The 16207-nt window shown below is 63.6% G+C and carries 15 protein-coding genes; 8 read left to right on the plus strand and 7 right to left on the minus strand.

Going from position 1 to position 16207, the window contains the following annotated elements; genetic code table 11:
- The first annotated feature begins 15 nt into the window (after nt 1–15).
- The 8 genes from NKH16_RS04955 to NKH16_RS04990 all read left to right on the plus strand — a co-directional run bounded on the left by NKH16_RS04955 (nt 16) and on the right by NKH16_RS04990 (nt 8681).
- Nucleotides 16–1269: an ABC transporter substrate-binding protein gene (locus NKH16_RS04955; RefSeq protein WP_031194023.1), complete on the plus strand. Its 1254-nt coding sequence runs from the start codon at nt 16–18 to the stop codon at nt 1267–1269.
- A 144-nt stretch (nt 1270–1413) separates the two neighbouring features.
- Nucleotides 1414–2373, plus strand: a complete 960-nt coding sequence (locus NKH16_RS04960) for a carbohydrate ABC transporter permease (protein WP_023675368.1) — start codon at nt 1414–1416, stop codon at nt 2371–2373.
- A complete protein-coding gene (locus tag NKH16_RS04965; protein WP_352742085.1) occupies nt 2370–3314 on the plus strand; it encodes a carbohydrate ABC transporter permease in 945 nt (314 codons plus the stop codon). The genes NKH16_RS04960 and NKH16_RS04965 overlap by 4 nt, the downstream gene beginning before the upstream one ends.
- A 4-nt stretch (nt 3315–3318) precedes the next feature.
- Nucleotides 3319–4434: an ABC transporter ATP-binding protein gene (locus NKH16_RS04970; RefSeq protein WP_023675366.1), complete on the plus strand. Its 1116-nt coding sequence runs from the start codon at nt 3319–3321 to the stop codon at nt 4432–4434.
- A gap of 5 nt (nt 4435–4439) precedes the next feature.
- Complete coding sequence (locus tag NKH16_RS04975; RefSeq protein WP_352742088.1) at nt 4440–5960, plus strand: GMC oxidoreductase; 1521 nt, start codon at nt 4440–4442, stop codon at nt 5958–5960.
- A complete protein-coding gene (locus tag NKH16_RS04980; RefSeq protein WP_352742090.1) occupies nt 5957–6718 on the plus strand; it encodes a 3-ketoacyl-ACP reductase in 762 nt (253 codons plus the stop codon). Before NKH16_RS04975 ends, NKH16_RS04980 begins: the two co-directional genes overlap by 4 nt.
- Before the next feature lie 12 nt (nt 6719–6730).
- Nucleotides 6731–8359 carry a GMC family oxidoreductase gene (locus NKH16_RS04985; RefSeq protein WP_352742092.1) on the plus strand — a complete coding sequence of 543 codons (1629 nt, stop codon included), beginning with the start codon at nt 6731–6733 and terminating at the stop codon, nt 8357–8359.
- Between the two features lie 10 nt (nt 8360–8369).
- Nucleotides 8370–8681, plus strand: coding sequence for a Dabb family protein (locus tag NKH16_RS04990; protein WP_352742094.1), 312 nt, complete (start codon nt 8370–8372; stop codon nt 8679–8681).
- Here NKH16_RS04990 and NKH16_RS04995 read toward each other — a convergent pair whose 3' ends face one another.
- The 7 genes from NKH16_RS04995 to NKH16_RS05025 all read right to left on the minus strand — a co-directional run bounded on the left by NKH16_RS04995 (nt 8682) and on the right by NKH16_RS05025 (nt 16192).
- On the minus strand, nt 8682–9527 hold the full coding sequence (locus NKH16_RS04995; protein WP_023675361.1) for an EamA family transporter: 846 nt from the start codon (nt 9525–9527) through the stop codon (nt 8682–8684).
- 7 nt (nt 9528–9534) lie between these two features.
- Nucleotides 9535–10449, minus strand: coding sequence for an endonuclease/exonuclease/phosphatase family protein (locus tag NKH16_RS05000; protein WP_352742096.1), 915 nt, complete (start codon nt 10447–10449; stop codon nt 9535–9537).
- An 89-nt stretch (nt 10450–10538) separates the two neighbouring features.
- Nucleotides 10539–12089 (minus strand): cation:proton antiporter, encoded by a 1551-nt coding sequence (locus NKH16_RS05005; RefSeq protein ID WP_352742097.1) that lies wholly within the window; start codon nt 12087–12089, stop codon nt 10539–10541.
- A gap of 148 nt (nt 12090–12237) precedes the next feature.
- Nucleotides 12238–13302 (minus strand): ABC transporter ATP-binding protein, encoded by a 1065-nt coding sequence (locus tag NKH16_RS05010; protein ID WP_352742099.1) that lies wholly within the window; start codon nt 13300–13302, stop codon nt 12238–12240.
- Nucleotides 13303–13318: 16 nt separating this feature from the next.
- On the minus strand, nt 13319–14110 hold the full coding sequence (locus tag NKH16_RS05015; RefSeq protein WP_352742101.1) for an ABC transporter permease: 792 nt from the start codon (nt 14108–14110) through the stop codon (nt 13319–13321).
- Nucleotides 14107–15021 (minus strand): ABC transporter permease, encoded by a 915-nt coding sequence (locus tag NKH16_RS05020; RefSeq protein ID WP_023675356.1) that lies wholly within the window; start codon nt 15019–15021, stop codon nt 14107–14109. The genes NKH16_RS05015 and NKH16_RS05020 overlap by 4 nt, the downstream gene beginning before the upstream one ends.
- A gap of 64 nt (nt 15022–15085) precedes the next feature.
- Nucleotides 15086–16192, minus strand: coding sequence for an ABC transporter substrate-binding protein (locus NKH16_RS05025; protein WP_352742103.1), 1107 nt, complete (start codon nt 16190–16192; stop codon nt 15086–15088).
- Between the last annotated feature and the right edge of the window lie 15 nt (nt 16193–16207).

Genomic DNA, 16207 nt, shown 5'->3' on the forward strand with positions numbered 1-16207 from the left:
CAAGGGAGGAAGTACATGTTGCGCAAACTGCTTATCGGGACGGCTCTCGCGTCGGGCGTTGCGTTCGCGGCCCATGCCGAAGACGTCAAGGAAGTCCAGATGCTGCATTGGTGGACGTCGGGCGGCGAAGCTGCCGCGCTGAACGTGCTCAAGCAGGATCTGGCCAAGGAAGGCTTTGCCTGGAAGGACGTGCCGGTGGCCGGCGGCGGCGGCGACGCCGCCATGACCGCGCTGAAGGCGATGGTGGCGGCCGGCAACTACCCGACCGCCTCGCAGATGCTTGGCTATACCGTGCTCGATTACGCCGCAGCCGGCGTCATGGGCGACCTGACCGAGACGGCGATAAAGGAAGGCTGGGACAAGTCCGTTCCCGCGGCCCTGCAGAAATTCTCCGTCTATGACGGCAAGTGGGTCGCGGCTCCGGTCAACGTCCATTCGGTCAACTGGCTATGGATCAACAAGGCGGTGATGGACAAGATCGGCGGCACCGAGCCCAAGACCTTCGACGACTTCATTGCGTTGCTGGACAAAGCCAAGGCGGCGGGCGTCATCCCGCTCGCGCTGGGCGGCCAGAACTGGCAGGAAGCGACAATGTTCGACTCAGTCGTGCTGTCGACCGGCGGGCCCGAGTTCTACAAGAAGGCCTTCAACGACCTCGACGAGGAGTCGCTGAAGTCCGACACGATGAAGAAGTCGTTCGACAATCTCGCCAAGCTCGTCACCTATGTCGACCCGAACTTCTCGGGCCGGGACTGGAACCTCGCCACCGCCATGGTCATCAAGGGCGATGCGCTGGTGCAGGTGATGGGTGACTGGGCCAAGGGCGAATTCAACGCCGCCAAGAAGGTCCCGGGCACCGACTTCCTGTGCTACCGCTTCCCGGGCACCGACGGCAGCGTCGTCTACAACTCCGACATGTTCGGCATGTTCAACGTTCCGGAGGACCGCAAAGCCGCCCAGATCGCCCTGGCCACCGCCACGCTGTCGAAGAGCTTCCAGTCGGCCTTCAACGTCGTCAAGGGCTCTGTTCCGGCCCGCACCGACGTGCCGGACACCGATTTCGACGCTTGCGGCAAGAAGGGCATGGCCGACCTGAAGGCCGCCAATGAAGGCGGCACGCTGTTCGGTTCGCTGGCGCAGGGCTATGGCGCGCCTCCCGCGGTTGCCAACGCCTACAAGGATGTCGTCTCGAAATTCGTGCACGGCCAGATCAAGACCTCGGACGAGGCCGTGACCCAACTGGTCAGCGCGATCGAAGACGCCAAGTAAGGCACCCGCCCATGTGAATGATCTCCCCGGCGCAAGCCGGGGAGATCCCCTGCGGCGAGGTTTTGCGGTTGCGCCGACCGGCACGCTTTCGTGCCGCAGAGCCCGAGACAGCAGAATTCCGGACCCGCCATACGGAATGGACAGATGAGCACAGTTGCTGAAACCAGTATCACGCTGACGCCGGAGCACGATGCCCGTCCGGGCGCCACGGTGCGCTCGCGCCTTCAGGACGCGCTGCCGAAGCTCGTGCTGGCGCCGAGCTTCGCCGCCACTATCGTCTTCGTCTACGGCTTCATCCTGTGGACGATCTATCTGTCCTTCACCAATTCCAAGACCTTTCCCTCCTATGCGATCACCGGGCCACGCGCCTATCAGCGGCTATGGCGCTGGACTTTCGAAAGCGATCCGCCGTCCTCCTGGTACACGTCGATCACCAATATGGGGATTTTCGGCTTCCTCTATATTTCCATCTGCCTGGCGCTCGGCCTGTTCCTGGCGATCCTGCTCGACCAGAAGATCCGCGGCGAAGGTGTGCTGCGGCCGATCTATCTCTACCCGATGGCACTGTCGTTCATCGTCACCGGCGTTGCCTGGAAATGGTTTCTGGACCCCGGCCTCGGCCTCGAGCAGACGCTGCACCAATGGGGCTGGACGAGCTTCCATTTCGACTGGATCAAGAACAAGGATTTCGTCATCTACACGGTGGTCATCGCCGGCGTCTGGCAGGCGTCGGGCTTCATCATGGCGATGTTCCTGGCCGGCCTGCGCGGCATCGACGGCGAGATCCTGAAGGCGGCGCAGATCGACGGCGCCACCACCTTCCAGCTCTACCGTCGCATCGTCATCCCGCTGCTGCGGCCGATCTTCCTGTCCGCCTTGATCGTCCTCGCGCATCTCGCCATCAAATCCTACGATCTGGTGGTCGCGCTGACCAGCGGCGGACCGGGCGGTTCGGCCTGGCTGCCGTCCAACTTCATGTATGAGTACACCTTCAAGCGCAACGAGATGGCCGTCGGCTCGGCCAGCGCCGTGATCATGCTGATGACCATCACCGCGATCATCGTTCCCTATCTCTATTCCGAGCTTCGGGAGAAGCCGCGATGAGCGCCGTGGCCACTCCTGCTCGCCAGAGCACTGGCGGTATCAGCGCCAGGACGGTCAACCGTATTGTCATCTACGGGCTGCTGGCGCTGTTCGCGCTGTTCTATCTGATGCCGCTGTTCGTCATGCTGGTGACCTCGTTCAAGACCATGGACGAAATCCAGAACGGCAACATGCTGGCGCTGCCGAAGGAGCCGACCTTCGCACCTTGGGTAAGGGCGTGGAGCGAGGTTTGCTCGGGTCTCACCTGCGTCGGCATGAAGGGTTATTTCTGGAACTCGATCAAGATGGTGGTTCCGGCCGTCATCATCTCGACCCTGCTCGGCGCGCTCAACGGCTATGTGCTGACGAAGTGGCGCTTTCGCGGGGCGACGCTGGTGTTCGGGCTGATGCTGTTTGCCTGCTTCATTCCGTTCCAGTCCGTCCTCTTGCCGATGGCAACGATCCTCGGCAGCCTCGGCCGGTTCGGCGTCAAGCTGCAGAACGCGACCGGCCTCACCTTCGGCTTCGGCAATCCGACCGTGAACCTTGTGTTCGTTCACGTCGTCTACGGCATCGGCTTCACCACCCTGTTCTTCCGCAATTATTACGAAGCGTTTCCGAACGAGCTGGTGAAGGCGGCGCAGATCGACGGCGCCAGCTTCTTCCAGATCTTCCGGCGCATCATGCTGCCCAACTCGCTGCCGATCATCGTGGTGACGGTGATCTACCAGTTCACCAACATCTGGAACGACTTCCTCTTCGCTTCCGCCTATGCCGGCTCAGGCGACGTGATGCCGATGACGGTGGCGCTGAACAATGTCGTCAACACCTCGACCGGCGTCGTCGAATACAACGTCAACATGGCGGCGGCGATGATCGCCGCGCTGCCGACGCTCCTCGTCTACGTGCTCGCCGGCCGCTATTTCGTGCGCGGCCTGATGGCCGGCGCCGTCAAAGGATAATCGCATGGCTTTTCTGGAAATTGACGGGCTGAAGAAGCGTTTCGGAGCGGTCGAGATCCTGAAAGGCATCGACCTCGACCTGGAAAAGGGCGGCTTCCTCGTGCTGGTCGGGCCTTCCGGTTGCGGCAAGTCCACGCTGCTCAACACTATTGCCGGCCTGGAAACCATCACCGAAGGGGAAATCCGCGTCGACGGACGCACGATCAACGATCTCCACCCCTCCAAGCGCGACATCGCCATGGTCTTCCAGAGCTACGCGCTCTATCCGAACATGACGGTTGCCGGCAATATCGCCTTCGGCATGGAGATGCGCGGCGTGCCGGCCGGCGAGCGCCAGAAGGCGATCGACAAGGTGGCGAAGGTCCTGCAGATCGGCCATTTGCTGAAGCGCAAGCCAAGCCAGCTCTCCGGCGGCCAGCGCCAGCGCGTCGCCATGGGCCGGGCGCTGGTGCGCGATCCAAAGCTGTTCCTGTTCGACGAGCCTTTGTCCAATCTCGATGCCAAGCTGCGTGTCGACATGCGCATCGAGATCAAGCGCCTGCACGCCACCACCGGCACCACCATCGTCTACGTCACCCACGACCAGATCGAGGCGATGACGCTGGCCACCAAGATCGCGGTGATGCGCGACGGCGAGGTGCAGCAGTTCGGCACGCCAGCCGAAATCTATAACAATCCGGTCAACCTGTTTGTTGCCGACTTCATGGGCTCGCCGGCGATGAACCTGATCCCGGCGACGATCGGCAGCAACGGCAGCGGCTTCTCCGTCGTCATGGAGCGCGAGGCGCGCCAGCCGATCTCGCTGCCGCTGGGCAATGCGCCGGCCGGCCTGTCGGCATTCCAGGGAAAACCGATCATCTTCGGCGTCCGCCCGGAAGCACTGACCGATCCCGAGGGTGCCGAGCGCAACGCCTCGAACATCGCCCGCGCCGACTGTCACATCGAGGTCATCGAGCCGGCCGGCTCGGACACGTTCGCGGTCACCAATCTCGGCGGCAAGGCGGTGGTGGCGCGGCTGCGCGCCGATGCCAAAATCCAGCCCGGCACGGTCACGCCGCTCGCCTTCAACCTGACCAAGGCGGTGTTCTTCGATCCGGCGACCGAGAAACGCATCGTCTAACGGCCATGACAAATCCCGACATCGTCATCATCGGCTCCGGCATAGGCGGCGCCACGATCGCCTCCGGCCTTGCCGGCGGTGGCGCCTCGATCCTGATGCTGGAGCGCGGCGAATCACTGCCAGCAACGCCGCACACACGCGACACCCGCGCGATCTTCGTCGACGGCCATTATCGGCCGAAGGAGATGTGGCTCGAGGCCGGCGGAGCGCCTTTCAACCCGGGCAATTACTACTATGTCGGCGGCAATTCGAAATTCTACGGCGCTGTGCTGATCCGCTACCGCAGGGAAGACTTTTCGGAGATGGAGCACTATGGCGGCATCTCGCCGGCCTGGCCGTTTTCCTATGAGGAATTCGAACCCTGGTATTCCAAGGCCGAGCAGCTTTTTCGCGTGCGCGGTGCACTCGGCGAAGACCCGACCGAGCCGTTCCACTCTACGCCCTACCCTTTCGGGCCGGTACCAGACGAGCCGTCGATCGCGCGTGCGCGCGCCGAGTTGAAGAGCCTAGGCCTGCATCCGGCATCGCTGCCGCTCGGCGTCGACATCGAAGCCTGGCTGAAAGATGGCAGCACGCCGTGGGACGCGTTTCCCAACACCGGGACCGGCAAGATCGACGCGCAATCCGGGCCGTTGGCAGCAGCCCTTGCCGATCAGAATATCCGGCTTGAGACCGGCGCCCATGTCGAATATCTCGAGGCATCGCCGGACGCCAGGACGATCGAGACCGTCCATTACCGCCAGAACGGTGCGCTGAAGAAAGTCGCGCCGAAGCTGGTGATCCTGTCGGCCGGCGCGGTCAATTCAGCCGCCGTCCTGCTGCGTTCGCCTTCCCCTTCTTCCAAGGGCAAGGGAGGTGGCAAAGGCCTGGCCAACCGTTCCGACCAGGTCGGCCGCAACTTCATGAACCACAATTCGAGCGCCATGCTGGCGATCGATCCACGCCGCAGGAACAAATCCGTCTACCAGAAGACGCTGATGCTGAACGACTATTATCTGTCCGACGGCAAGGGCGGCAAACCGCTCGGCAACGTCCAGCTCCTCGGCAAGATCGACGGCAACATCCTCAAGGCCAATGTCCGGCGCGCGCCCAAATTCGCGCTGGATTTCATGGCCGGCCACGCCGTCGACTGGTATCTGATGTGCGAGGACCTGCCCGATCCCGAGAGCCGCATCATGGTCGACGGCAAGGACATCGTCATGCAGTGGCGGCGCTCCAACATGCAGTCGCTCGACGGACTGACCAAGGTGATGCGCGAGAATTTCCGCGCCTGCGGCTATCCGATCGTCCTGTCGCGTCCGTTTGACAAGCGCACGCCCTCACATCAGTGCGGCACGGTGAAGATGGGCAACGATCCAGCGACCTCGCCGCTGGATCCGTTCTGCCGCTCCTTCGACCACAGCAATTTGTTCGTCGTCGATGCCGGCTTCCTGCCGAATTCGGCCGCCGTCAATCCGGCGCTGTCGATCGCCGCACAGGCGCTGCGCGTCGCCGATCATATTCGCAAGACGGAGCTTGCAACATGAGCCGCCCGGCAGCGATCGTCACCGGCGGCGCGCGCGGCATCGGCCTTGCCTGCGCCGAGGCGCTGGCCGGCGCAGGCTTCGACATCCTCGTCGCCGACCTTGCCGACGAAGCCGCCGACGGGCTCGCCGCCGACATCACCGGGCGCGGCGCGAAATTCGCCTATGTCAGTTGCGACGTCGCCGACCTCGACGGCCATGCAGCGCTGATCGATGCCGCGACAAGCGCCTTCGGCCGCATCGACTGCCTGGTCAACAATGCCGGCATCGGCGCCGTCCTGCGCGGCGATCTGCTCGAGCTCAAGCCGGAAAATTTCGACCGGGTGCTCGGCATCAATCTGCGCGGCACGGTGTTCCTCAGCCAGCACGTCGCCAAAGCGATGCTCGGCCTGCCGAGCGATGGTGCGAGATCGATCATCACCATCACCTCGGTCAGTGCCGCCATGGCCTCGCCGGAACGTGCCGATTACTGCATCTCCAAGGCCGGGCTTTCGATGTGGGTGAAGAACCTGGCACTGCGGCTCGCCGCCGAAAATATCGCCGTGTTCGAGGTGCGCCCGGGCATCATCCGCACCGACATGACCGCCGGTGTGACCGCCAAATATGACGGGCTGATCGACGGCGGGCTGGTGCCGGCGATGCGCTGGGGCGAGAGCGAAGATATCGGTGCCGCCGTGGCGGCGCTCGCCGGCGGCAAGTTCGGCTTTTCGACCGGCTCGGTCATCAATATCGACGGCGCGCTGTCGGTGCCGAGGCTATGAACAGGTGATGCCATGACCGACTACATAATCGTCGGCGCCGGCCCGGCCGGCTGCGTACTCGCCAACCGGCTGAGCGAAGATCCGTCGCATCAGGTGCTGCTGCTCGAAGCCGGCGGCAAGGACTGGCATCCGCTGATCCACATGCCGGCCGGTTTCGCCAAGATGACCAAGGGCATCGCCGCCTGGGGCTGGTCGACGGTGCCGCAAAAGCACATGCAGGACCGTGTCTTCCGATACACGCAGGCCAAGGTGATCGGTGGCGGCTCTTCGATCAACGCCCAGATCTACACGCGCGGCAACGCCCGCGACTACGACGCCTGGGAGAAGGAAGAAGGCCTTGCCGGCTGGGGCTATCGCGACGTGCTGCCCTATTTCAAGCGCGCGGAGAACAACCAGCGTTATGCCAACGATTTCCACGGCGACCAAGGCCCGCTCGGCGTATCGAACCCGATCGCGCCGCTGCCGATCTGCGAGGCCTATTTCCGTGCCGGACAGGAGATGGGCATCCCCTTCAATCCCGACTTCAACGGGGTAGCCCAGGAGGGCGTCGGTTATTATCAGCTGACGCAGAAGGACGCGAAGCGCTCCTCCGCCTCTGTCGCCTATCTCCGGCCGATCCGCGAGCGAAAGAATCTCACCGTCAGGACCGGCGTTCTGGTGACGCGCATCGTCGTCGACAAGGGCCGCGCCGTCGGCGTCGAGATCGTCGACAGGCCGGGCGGCCAGCCAACGATCCTGCGCGCCGAGCGCGAGGTGATCGTCTCGTCCGGCGCCATCGGCTCGCCGAAGCTTTTGCTGCAGTCGGGCATCGGCCCGGCCGACCATCTGAAGACGGTCGGCGTGACACCGGTGCACGATCTGCCCGGCGTCGGCTCCAACCTGCAGGATCATCTCGACCTGTTCGTCATCGCCGAATGCACCGGCGATCACACCTACGACAACTACGCCAAGCTGCACTGGACGGCGTGGGCCGGGCTGCAGTATCTGCTCCTGAAGAAAGGCCCGGTAGCCTCCAGCCTGTTCGAGACCGGCGGCTTCTGGTACGCCGATCCGACCGCCGCCTCTCCCGATATCCAGCTGCATCTCGGCCTCGGCTCCGGCATCGAGGCCGGCGTCGAGAAGCTGAACAATCCGGGCGTGACACTGAACTCGGCGTTCCTGCGCCCGCGCTCGCGCGGCACCGTGCGGCTGAACAGTGCCGATCCGGCCGACCGCCCGCTGATCGATCCGAATTATTGGTCCGATTCCTATGACCGCGACATGTCGATCAAGGGGTTGAGGCTGGCGCGCGAGATCATGCGGCAGAAGGCGCTGGCCCCCTTTGTGCTGCGCGAGGTACTGCCGGGACCCGACCTGCAGAGCGGCGACGAGCTGTTCGACTACGCTTGCCGCAGTTCCAAGACCGACCACCACCCGGTCGGCACCTGCCGCATGGGCCACGATGCGATGAGCGTGGTAACGCGAGATCTCAGGCTGCGCGGTATCGAGGGCCTGCGCGTCTGCGACGCCTCGGTGATGCCGCGCATCCCCTCCTCCAACACCAATGCCCCGACGATCATGGTTGGCGAAAAAGGCGCCGATCTGATCCTTGGCCGCGAGCCGCTGCCGCCGGCGGTGTTTTCCACCAACCAAGCGGCATGAGGGACAAAGAATGATCAGGCACTGTGTCTTCGTCAGATTTCGCAACGATGTCGCCGACGCCGAGCGCGCGGCAATCCATGCCGATCTCGAAGCGTTGCGGGCGGTGATCGACGGCATGGGCAAGGTCGAATTCAGCGCCAATACCAGCCCGGAACCCTTCGCCCGCGGCTTCACGCACGGCTTCACCATCGACTTTCGCGACGCTGCGGCACGCGATGCCTATCTGGAGCATGAAGCGCATCAGCGAGCCGGCGCAAAACTGGTCGCGGCGCTCGAAGGCGGCACCGACGGGCTGATGGTGTTTGATCTGCAGATCGCGTGACTATCCCATTCTCAGCGCAACAACGCCGGCAACGATGCTGAGCACCGCGGCACCTCGCCATGCCGTCATCTTCTCGCCGAGCGCGAACACCGAGATCATCATGGCGAACAGGATCGATGTTTCGCGCAGCGACGCCACCGAGGCGATCGGCGCCTTGGTCATCGCCCACATCACGATCCAGTAGGCGCCGCCGCTGAGCACGCCGGTATAGATTCCGGCCTTCCAGTCGCGCGCCAGCACCGGCAGCGCCTGTGGGCCGCGAAAGACGACGCATAGCACCAGCGCCCACAGCGCATCGCAGACGAACAGCCAGGCGGCATAACTCGACGCGGTGGCGGCCAGCCGCGCGCCGCTGCCGTCCGACAGCGTGTAGCTGGCGATGAAGATCGATGTGCCCAGCGCGAAGCCGACGGCGCGCAGGTTCAATTTCTCCAGATGCGCGCCGCCGCGAAACGACAGCACCAGCGTGCCCGCCGACAACAAGAGGATGCCGAGAATGGCGAGCGGCGCCGGCATCTCGGCAACCACCACAACGCCCCCCAAAGCGGCCAGCAATGGCGCGGTACCGCGCGCCAGCGGATAGGTCTGGGCGAAATCGCCGGCCTTGTAGGCGCCGATCAGGAACGTCCTGTAGCCCATGTGGAAGACAACCGAGGCGAGGATGTATGGCCACACTTCCGGCTTCGGCACCTCGACGAAAGGCAACGTCACCAGCGCAGCGGCACCCATGCCGAGCGTCATCAGTGTGATCGACAGGAAACGGTCGAGATGGACCTTGACCAGCGCGTTCCAGATCGCATGCATGGAAGCGGCAGCGAGCACCGCGAAAAAGACAAACAGGCTCATCGGCGGTTCATCCGCCGCCCGTCCCGATGACGATCGGCGTCTCCAGGTCGATATCGACCCAGAGCGGAAAATGGTCGGAAGCGATTTGGCCGATATCGGCGCTGACCGAGCGCACGCGCCCGGCAAACATGCCGCCGACGAAGCAATGGTCGAGCCGGCGCTTTGCCAGCCTGCCATCGATAGTCTTCACATGGGTGTGGAAATCCGCTGTCGGTTCCATTGCGACGGCGGCGGCATCGACAAAACCGTCGAGATAGGCGGCACCGCGATGATAGGGCGCGCTGCCGACAATGCGCCGGTACTCGGCGCTATCCGGCTCCATGTTGAAGTCGCCCAACCAGATCGCCGCTACGGGGTTTTCTGGCTCCTGTTCGCCATTGCTCCAGTTGCGCGCCGGCTCGTCGTCGGCGCCGCTCCATGGGCCGCCCTCGGACGGCGCACGGCGATGCTCGGCGAGCAAATAGTCGATCTGCTCCAGCCGCTCCTCGACCGCGATATGCGCCAGATGCAACGACAGCACCCGCACCGGACCGGCAGGGGTGCGGATCATGCATTCGAGTGCGGCATTGCGGGTGTTGAGCGGCCGCAGCGTGCGCCTGAGCGGCAGCGTATGCAGCCGCGACCAGACGATCGGAAGCTTCGACAGAACCATGGTGCCGAATTGCCGCCGCCGGTTGACGATGCGGCCTTCACGCCGGTGGCTGGCATCCATGTCGAAGGCCGGCCCGTAGACCCAATGATAGTCGGGCAGAAATTGCGAAAGAAGTTCCGGCTGGTCGTCCTCGTTGCTGCGCAACCAGTGCCGTTCCACCTCCTGCAAGGCGACGATGTCGGCGCCGGCCACGACCTTGGCACAACGCGCCAGGTCGTAGCGGCCATCGCTGCCGAAGCCGTACTGGATGTTATAGCTGACCAGCTTCATTGCTTATCCGGCTCAGTTTCCTGCTGGCAGTAGCCGTTCGCTGACAGCCTTGCAATGTGCAGCCGGGCGGAGGGAGCTTGGGCCAGATGCTAAGTGGTCAGCGGCTGGAACCGACCGGGCGGGGATGCTGCCAGTTCCGACCAGTCGATTTCTTCCTCAAGGCGGTGGTAGGCTTCGTCGCCGATCGTTCCGTCGATGCGCAAACGCTCCAGCGCATCGCGCTGGCTCTTGATGGCGTAAAGACGCAATCTGTCATACTCGGTCGCCGCCTGGGCATCCTCCGGGTTTTCGGCGATGGCGCGCTGGGCGGCATATTGCTCTCGCACCGCCCCGGCCGCGCTCGATGTCTTGCCGCTGAGCACGTCCAGCGCCGCCTGCATGATGGCGACGCGCGCCTGCGCCACCTCCCGGTCGACCGTCCGGTCGAGGTCGAGATTGAGCAGAAGCAGCAACGGTTTCAGGCTGACGCCTTGCAGCACCAATGTGCCGAGCACGACCGTGAAAGCGGCGAGCACGATAGGATCACGGCCCGGAAAGTCGGCCGGCAAGGCGAAGGCGGCCGCAAGCGTCACCAGGCCGCGCATGCCGCACCAGCCGATAAGCACGCCGCCGCGAAATGTCGGCGCGTCTTTTTGCCTGTCCTCGTCGCCCAGACGTGCCAGCGCTCTGAGGACCGCGCCGCAGCCCAGAACCCAGACGAGCCGCGATACGATGACGACGGCCAGCACAGCCAGGGCAAAGACGAACGCCTCGCTTTGTCCTTGCTCAGCAAGTCGCCCGACGATGGACCGCGCTTGCAGGCCCATCAGAACGAAGGCCAGCACGTTGAGCACGAACACCGCCGTCTCCCAGACCGAGTAGGAGCTGACACGATTCCTTGCCGGCATGCGGCGCGGCGATGTACGTGCGATCGTCATGGCATAGACGACGATCGTGATGATGGCGGAAAGCCCTATCCTGTCGGCCAGGATCCAGACGCCGAAGGTTGAGGCGAATTGCACTACGGTGCCGCTCGCCGGGTCGTCGATGCGGCCGAGTATGGCGAGAGACAAGCGGCCGAGCACATAGCCTGCGGCAAGGCTGCCGACCGTCGACAGCAGGATCATTGGAACGGCACTGCTCAACAGGATGGAGCCGGCGGCTGCGGAAACCGACATCCTGTAGATCAGCAGCGCCGTGGCGTCGTTGAGAAGGCTCTCGCCTTCCAGGATGGCGGTGATGCGGTGCGGCACCTTGAACTGTCCGAGCACGGCCGCCGCTGCCACCGCATCGGGCGGCGCTACGATCGCGCCGAGCGCTATGGCGGCGGCGACGGGCAGGCCTGCCATCGTCCAGCCGACCAGCGCGACCGTCACGGTGGTGAAGATGACGGCGCCAAGCGCCAGCAGGATGAGCGAAACCTTGTAGCGGTTGAGATCGCGCAGCGACGTGTCATAGGCCGCGTCGAGCAGAACCGGCGCGATGAACAGAGCGAGCGCCAGCTCCGGGTCGATCTCGATGGTCGGGGCAAACGGCAGGAAGGCGATGCCGGCGCCGGCCAGCGCCAGCAATGACGGATAGGGAATCTGCAGACGCCGCGACAGCGCGGTCAGGGCGACCGCGATGAGAAGCAGGACAAGGGTGAGTTCAAAAAGCGCCATGCCTTATCGTAGCGGTGAAGCCGGGCGATTGGCACTGCAAAAACGGCGACGGCTTTGGCTGCTCGTGAATGGTGAATGGCTGCGTGCAGAGGAATTTCGGCGCGTAAAGCGCATTCTTACTATTCACTATTCACTATTCACTCTTCTCCTAATGCAGCACCAGCATGTCGCCCGACGAGAACGAAATCTCGGCCTTTTCGCCGACGGCCGGCGGCGGTGTGGCCGGACTGTTGAACGTGTCAAGCGAGACCGTGCTGCCGCCGATGCCGACGCGAACCCGGATGACCGAGCCGAGGAAATGCACCTCGGCGATTTCGCCCGAAAGGCTGGAATCGCGGCCGGGGTGTCGGCCGAGCGAGATCGCCTCGGGCCGCAACGCCAGCGACAGCGTGTCGCCGGACTTCGAGCTGTTGAGCTTGCCCTTGAGCGAGACCTCTTGCGAGTTGACGCGCACCTTGCCCGAAGCGGCGTCGGTGACCGTGCCTTCGAGCACGTTCAGCGTGCCGACGAAATTGGCGACGAATTTGGTTGCCGGCCGGTTGTAGATCTCGAACGGCGTGCCGACCTGCTCGGCCTTGCCGCCATACATGACGGCGATGCGGTCGGAGATCGACAGCGCCTCTTCCTGGTCGTGGGTGACGAAGATGGTGGTGATGCCGAGCTTCTTCTGGATCGAGCGGATTTCCTCGCGCAGCGACACGCGCACCTTGGCGTCGAGCGCCGACAGCGGCTCGTCGAGCAGCAACAGCTTCGGCTTCGGCGCAATCGCCCGCGCCAGCGCGATGCGCTGCTGCTGACCGCCGGAGAGCTGATAGGGATAGCGGTCGCCCATCTGTGGCAGCTTGATGATGTCGAGCATCTCGGCAACGCGCCTGTCGGCATCGACCTTCGGCATACCGGCGACCTTCAGCCCGAAGCCGATATTCTGCGCCACGGTGAGGTTCGGAAACAGCGCATAGGCCTGGAACACCATGCCGACATTGCGCTGGTTGGGCTTGAGCCGGGTGATGTCCTTGCCGGCCACGACGATCTTGCCGGCGGATGGCTCTTCGAAACCGGCGACCATGCGCAGCACCGTCGTCTTGCCGCAGCCCGACGGGCCAAGGAAGGAGACGAATTCGCCCGGCTCGACGTCGAGGTTGAAATCCTGCACCACGGTGATGGGGCCGAAGGATTTTCGCACATGCTGGATTGAGAGGAATGGCTCGGTCATGGCTTTTTCCTTCGGGTCAGTTCGGACGGTTCGCCGATCGCGGCGCGAAGCGCGACAGGATCTGGATCAGCGACATGCAGCCCCAGGTGATGACGAAGGCGATGATGGCAAGCGCCGCCGGCTCGTAGGCGCGGTTGGCGCCGACGTTCTGCAGATAGGGTCCGAAAGCAGGCCGGTTGAGCAGGCTGGCCATGGTAAATTCACCGATGACGATGGCGAAGGTCAGGAAGGCGCCTGACAGCACCGCGATCAGCACATTGGGCAGGATGACCCGGGTGATGATCGTGCCCCAGCCGGCGCCGAGGATCTGCGCCGCTTCGGTCAGTGTCCGCACGTCGATGGTGCGAAGCCCGGTGTCGACGGCACGATACATATAGGGCAGCGCCAGTGTCGCATAACCGATGACCAGCAAGGCATTGGCTCCTGTGTCGCTGGCCAGGAACGGCAGCGGTGAGTTCGACCCGTACATTCTGATGTAGCCGAAGACGATAACGATGGCCGGGATGACCAGCGGCAGCAGCGTGATGAACTCGACGACGGGCCTTAGCTGCGGGAGCCGCAGACGAATCCAGTACGCCGCCGGCACCACCACCAGCACGCCAAGGACGATGGTGAAGATGGCGGCGACCACCGAATAGATGAACGTCGCCTGGAAGCGGGGATCGCCGAGCACGACCTGATAGGCATCGAAGGAATACGCGCCGCGCCGCATGCGCATGGAGAATTCCACGGTCGCGATCAGCGGAATGAAGAAATAGGCCGCGCCCAGCGCGAAGACGATCCAGGCCCAGAATCTGCCGGACTTCATTTGAGCCACCTCTCAGAGCGCGTCCGGAACCAGATGTAGAAGACGTTGGCCAGCCCGGTGATGACGATCATGCCGAAGGCAATGGCGTAGCCGAGATGGGCATTGTGCAGCACGTCACCGCGGATCTGCGCGTAGAGCAGGATAGGGACGATGTTAAGCGAGGAGCCGGTCAGAGCGTAAGCGGTGGCGATGGCACCGAAGGCGTTGGCGAACAAGAGAATGACGGTGCCGAGGAAACTTGGCCAGATCACCGGAATGACGACCATGCGCCAGAACTGCGCCTGGGTCGCGCCAAGCGTTGCCGCCGCTTCGCCCCATTCCTTCTTCAGCCCATCGATCGCCGGCACGATGATCACCACCATCAGCGGGATCTGGAAATAGACATAGGTCAGCGTCAGGCCCCAGAACGACAGGATGTTGAAACCATGGGCATAAATGTTGAAGCCGACCAAGACGTTGAGCAGCACCGTGGCGAGCCCGAGCCGGCCGAGCGTCGCGAGAAAGGCGAAGGCCAGCGGCACGCCGGCAAAATTGGAGGCCACGCCGGAAAAGGTCAGTGTCGCCGAGCGTATCCACTCCGGCAGCCCGCCGCGCACGATGGCGATGGCAATGGCAAGCCCCGCGAAAGCACCGATCAGCGACGAGGCGAGGCTGACCTTGATTGAGATCCAGTAGGCGGCAACGATCGACGGCTGCGCCAAGGCCGCTATGTTTTCGAAAGTGAATTCGCCCGCATCGTTCCGGAATGCGCCAAGCATTAGATAGAGCGTGGGCAGGATCAGGAACATGATGGCGAAGATGAAGAAAGGCGCAACGCCAAGCCATTGCGTCGGCAGCCTCATGCTGCGGGCGTCGGCAGGAGGCGCGGTCTTCCCGGCAACAGCGTGATCGGACAACGAGATATCGGTCATGCGCCGGCTACCGTCCTGGAGGTATGCCGGGTGGCCATCTAAGCCGCCCGGCTGATCTCAAGTCTTACTTGACGTTGGCGCCGACGACGGCATCCCAGTTCTTGGTGATGGCTTCCTTGGCCTTGCCCTGCTCGTCGAGCGTCGGGAACACCGCGGCTGCATAGGACTCGGCCGGCGGCAGCTTGGCCATCACGTCAGCCGGGAGCTTGCCATTCTTGGCGAGGTCGTTGAAGCGGATCGGGTGACAATAGCCCTTCAGCCAGGCGATCTGGCCTTCGTCGGAATAGAGATATTCCAGCCACAGCTTGGCAGCATTCGGGTGCGGCGCGTAAGCACTAATCGCCTGAACATAGACGCCGGCGACGACACCGGTCTTCGGCACGACGACGTCGACCGGCGGATTGCCCTTCAGCGTATCACGGCCGGCAAGCGCGTTATAATCCCAGGTCACCAGGATTGGCGTCTGGCCTTGGGCAAGCGTCGCGGGCTTGCCGATGACCGGCACGAAATTGCCGGCGGCGTTGAGCTTCTTGAAGAAGTCGAGACCAGCCGTGCCGGCGGCTTCGCCGGCAGCCGCACCGCCGGAAAGGCCGGCGGCATAGACTGCCTGGATGGCCTGGTTCGAAGCACGCGGGTCACCGGCGAGCGCCACGGTATTGGCGAATTCCGGCTTCAGCAAGTCGGCCCAGTCGGCCGGCGCTTCCTTGACCAGGTCCTTGTTCACCAGAAACGAAAGCACGCCGTAATAGTCGCCGGTCCAAAAGCCTTCGGCATCCTTGGCGCTGTCCGGGATCGAGTCCCAGGTTGATACTTTATAAGCCTGGATCAGGCCATCCTTCTTTGCGGTCGGGCCGAAGCTCAGGCCGACGTCGATGACGTCGGGCGCTTGCGGGCCCTTGTTGTCCTTGTTGGCCTTGATCGCCTCGACCTCGTCGCCGGAGCCGGCATCGGGGTTGAGTTCGTTGATTGTGATTTCCGGATATTTCGCCTTGAAGCCGTCGATGACCGCGCCGTAGCCGCACCAGTCATGGGGCAGCGCGATGGTGGTGAGCTGGCCTTCAGCCTTGGCTGCGGCGACCAGTTCATCCATGGACTGGGCCGACGAGATGGCAGAGGTCGCCATCAGGGCGACGGCCGAAAGGGAAAGCAATTTTCCCGTGAATTTGAACATGTGTTCTCTCCGTTG

The organism is Mesorhizobium sp. M1307 (assembly GCF_040318155.1).
Taxonomy (GTDB): Bacteria; Pseudomonadota; Alphaproteobacteria; order Rhizobiales; family Rhizobiaceae; genus Mesorhizobium.

Excerpts from the sequence above, each read along its gene's own strand:
- NKH16_RS05010 (WP_352742099.1), bottom strand. The coding sequence starts at position 13,302 with ATGACCGAGCCATTCCTCTCAATCCAGCATGTGCGAAAATCCTTCGGC.
- NKH16_RS04970 (WP_023675366.1), top strand. The coding sequence starts at position 3,319 with ATGGCTTTTCTGGAAATTGACGGGCTGAAGAAGCGTTTCGGAGCGGTC.
- NKH16_RS04975 (WP_352742088.1), top strand. The coding sequence starts at position 4,440 with ATGACAAATCCCGACATCGTCATCATCGGCTCCGGCATAGGCGGCGCC.
- NKH16_RS05005 (WP_352742097.1), bottom strand. The coding sequence starts at position 12,089 with ATGGCGCTTTTTGAACTCACCCTTGTCCTGCTTCTCATCGCGGTCGCC.
- NKH16_RS04980 (WP_352742090.1), top strand. The coding sequence starts at position 5,957 with ATGAGCCGCCCGGCAGCGATCGTCACCGGCGGCGCGCGCGGCATCGGC.
- NKH16_RS05015 (WP_352742101.1), bottom strand. The coding sequence starts at position 14,110 with ATGAAGTCCGGCAGATTCTGGGCCTGGATCGTCTTCGCGCTGGGCGCG.
- NKH16_RS04995 (WP_023675361.1), bottom strand. The coding sequence starts at position 9,527 with ATGAGCCTGTTTGTCTTTTTCGCGGTGCTCGCTGCCGCTTCCATGCAT.
- NKH16_RS05025 (WP_352742103.1), bottom strand. The coding sequence starts at position 16,192 with ATGTTCAAATTCACGGGAAAATTGCTTTCCCTTTCGGCCGTCGCCCTG.
- NKH16_RS04985 (WP_352742092.1), top strand. The coding sequence starts at position 6,731 with ATGACCGACTACATAATCGTCGGCGCCGGCCCGGCCGGCTGCGTACTC.
- NKH16_RS04990 (WP_352742094.1), top strand. The coding sequence starts at position 8,370 with ATGATCAGGCACTGTGTCTTCGTCAGATTTCGCAACGATGTCGCCGAC.
- NKH16_RS04965 (WP_352742085.1), top strand. The coding sequence starts at position 2,370 with ATGAGCGCCGTGGCCACTCCTGCTCGCCAGAGCACTGGCGGTATCAGC.
- NKH16_RS04955 (WP_031194023.1), top strand. The coding sequence starts at position 16 with ATGTTGCGCAAACTGCTTATCGGGACGGCTCTCGCGTCGGGCGTTGCG.
- NKH16_RS05000 (WP_352742096.1), bottom strand. The coding sequence starts at position 10,449 with ATGAAGCTGGTCAGCTATAACATCCAGTACGGCTTCGGCAGCGATGGC.
- NKH16_RS05020 (WP_023675356.1), bottom strand. The coding sequence starts at position 15,021 with ATGACCGATATCTCGTTGTCCGATCACGCTGTTGCCGGGAAGACCGCG.
- NKH16_RS04960 (WP_023675368.1), top strand. The coding sequence starts at position 1,414 with ATGAGCACAGTTGCTGAAACCAGTATCACGCTGACGCCGGAGCACGAT.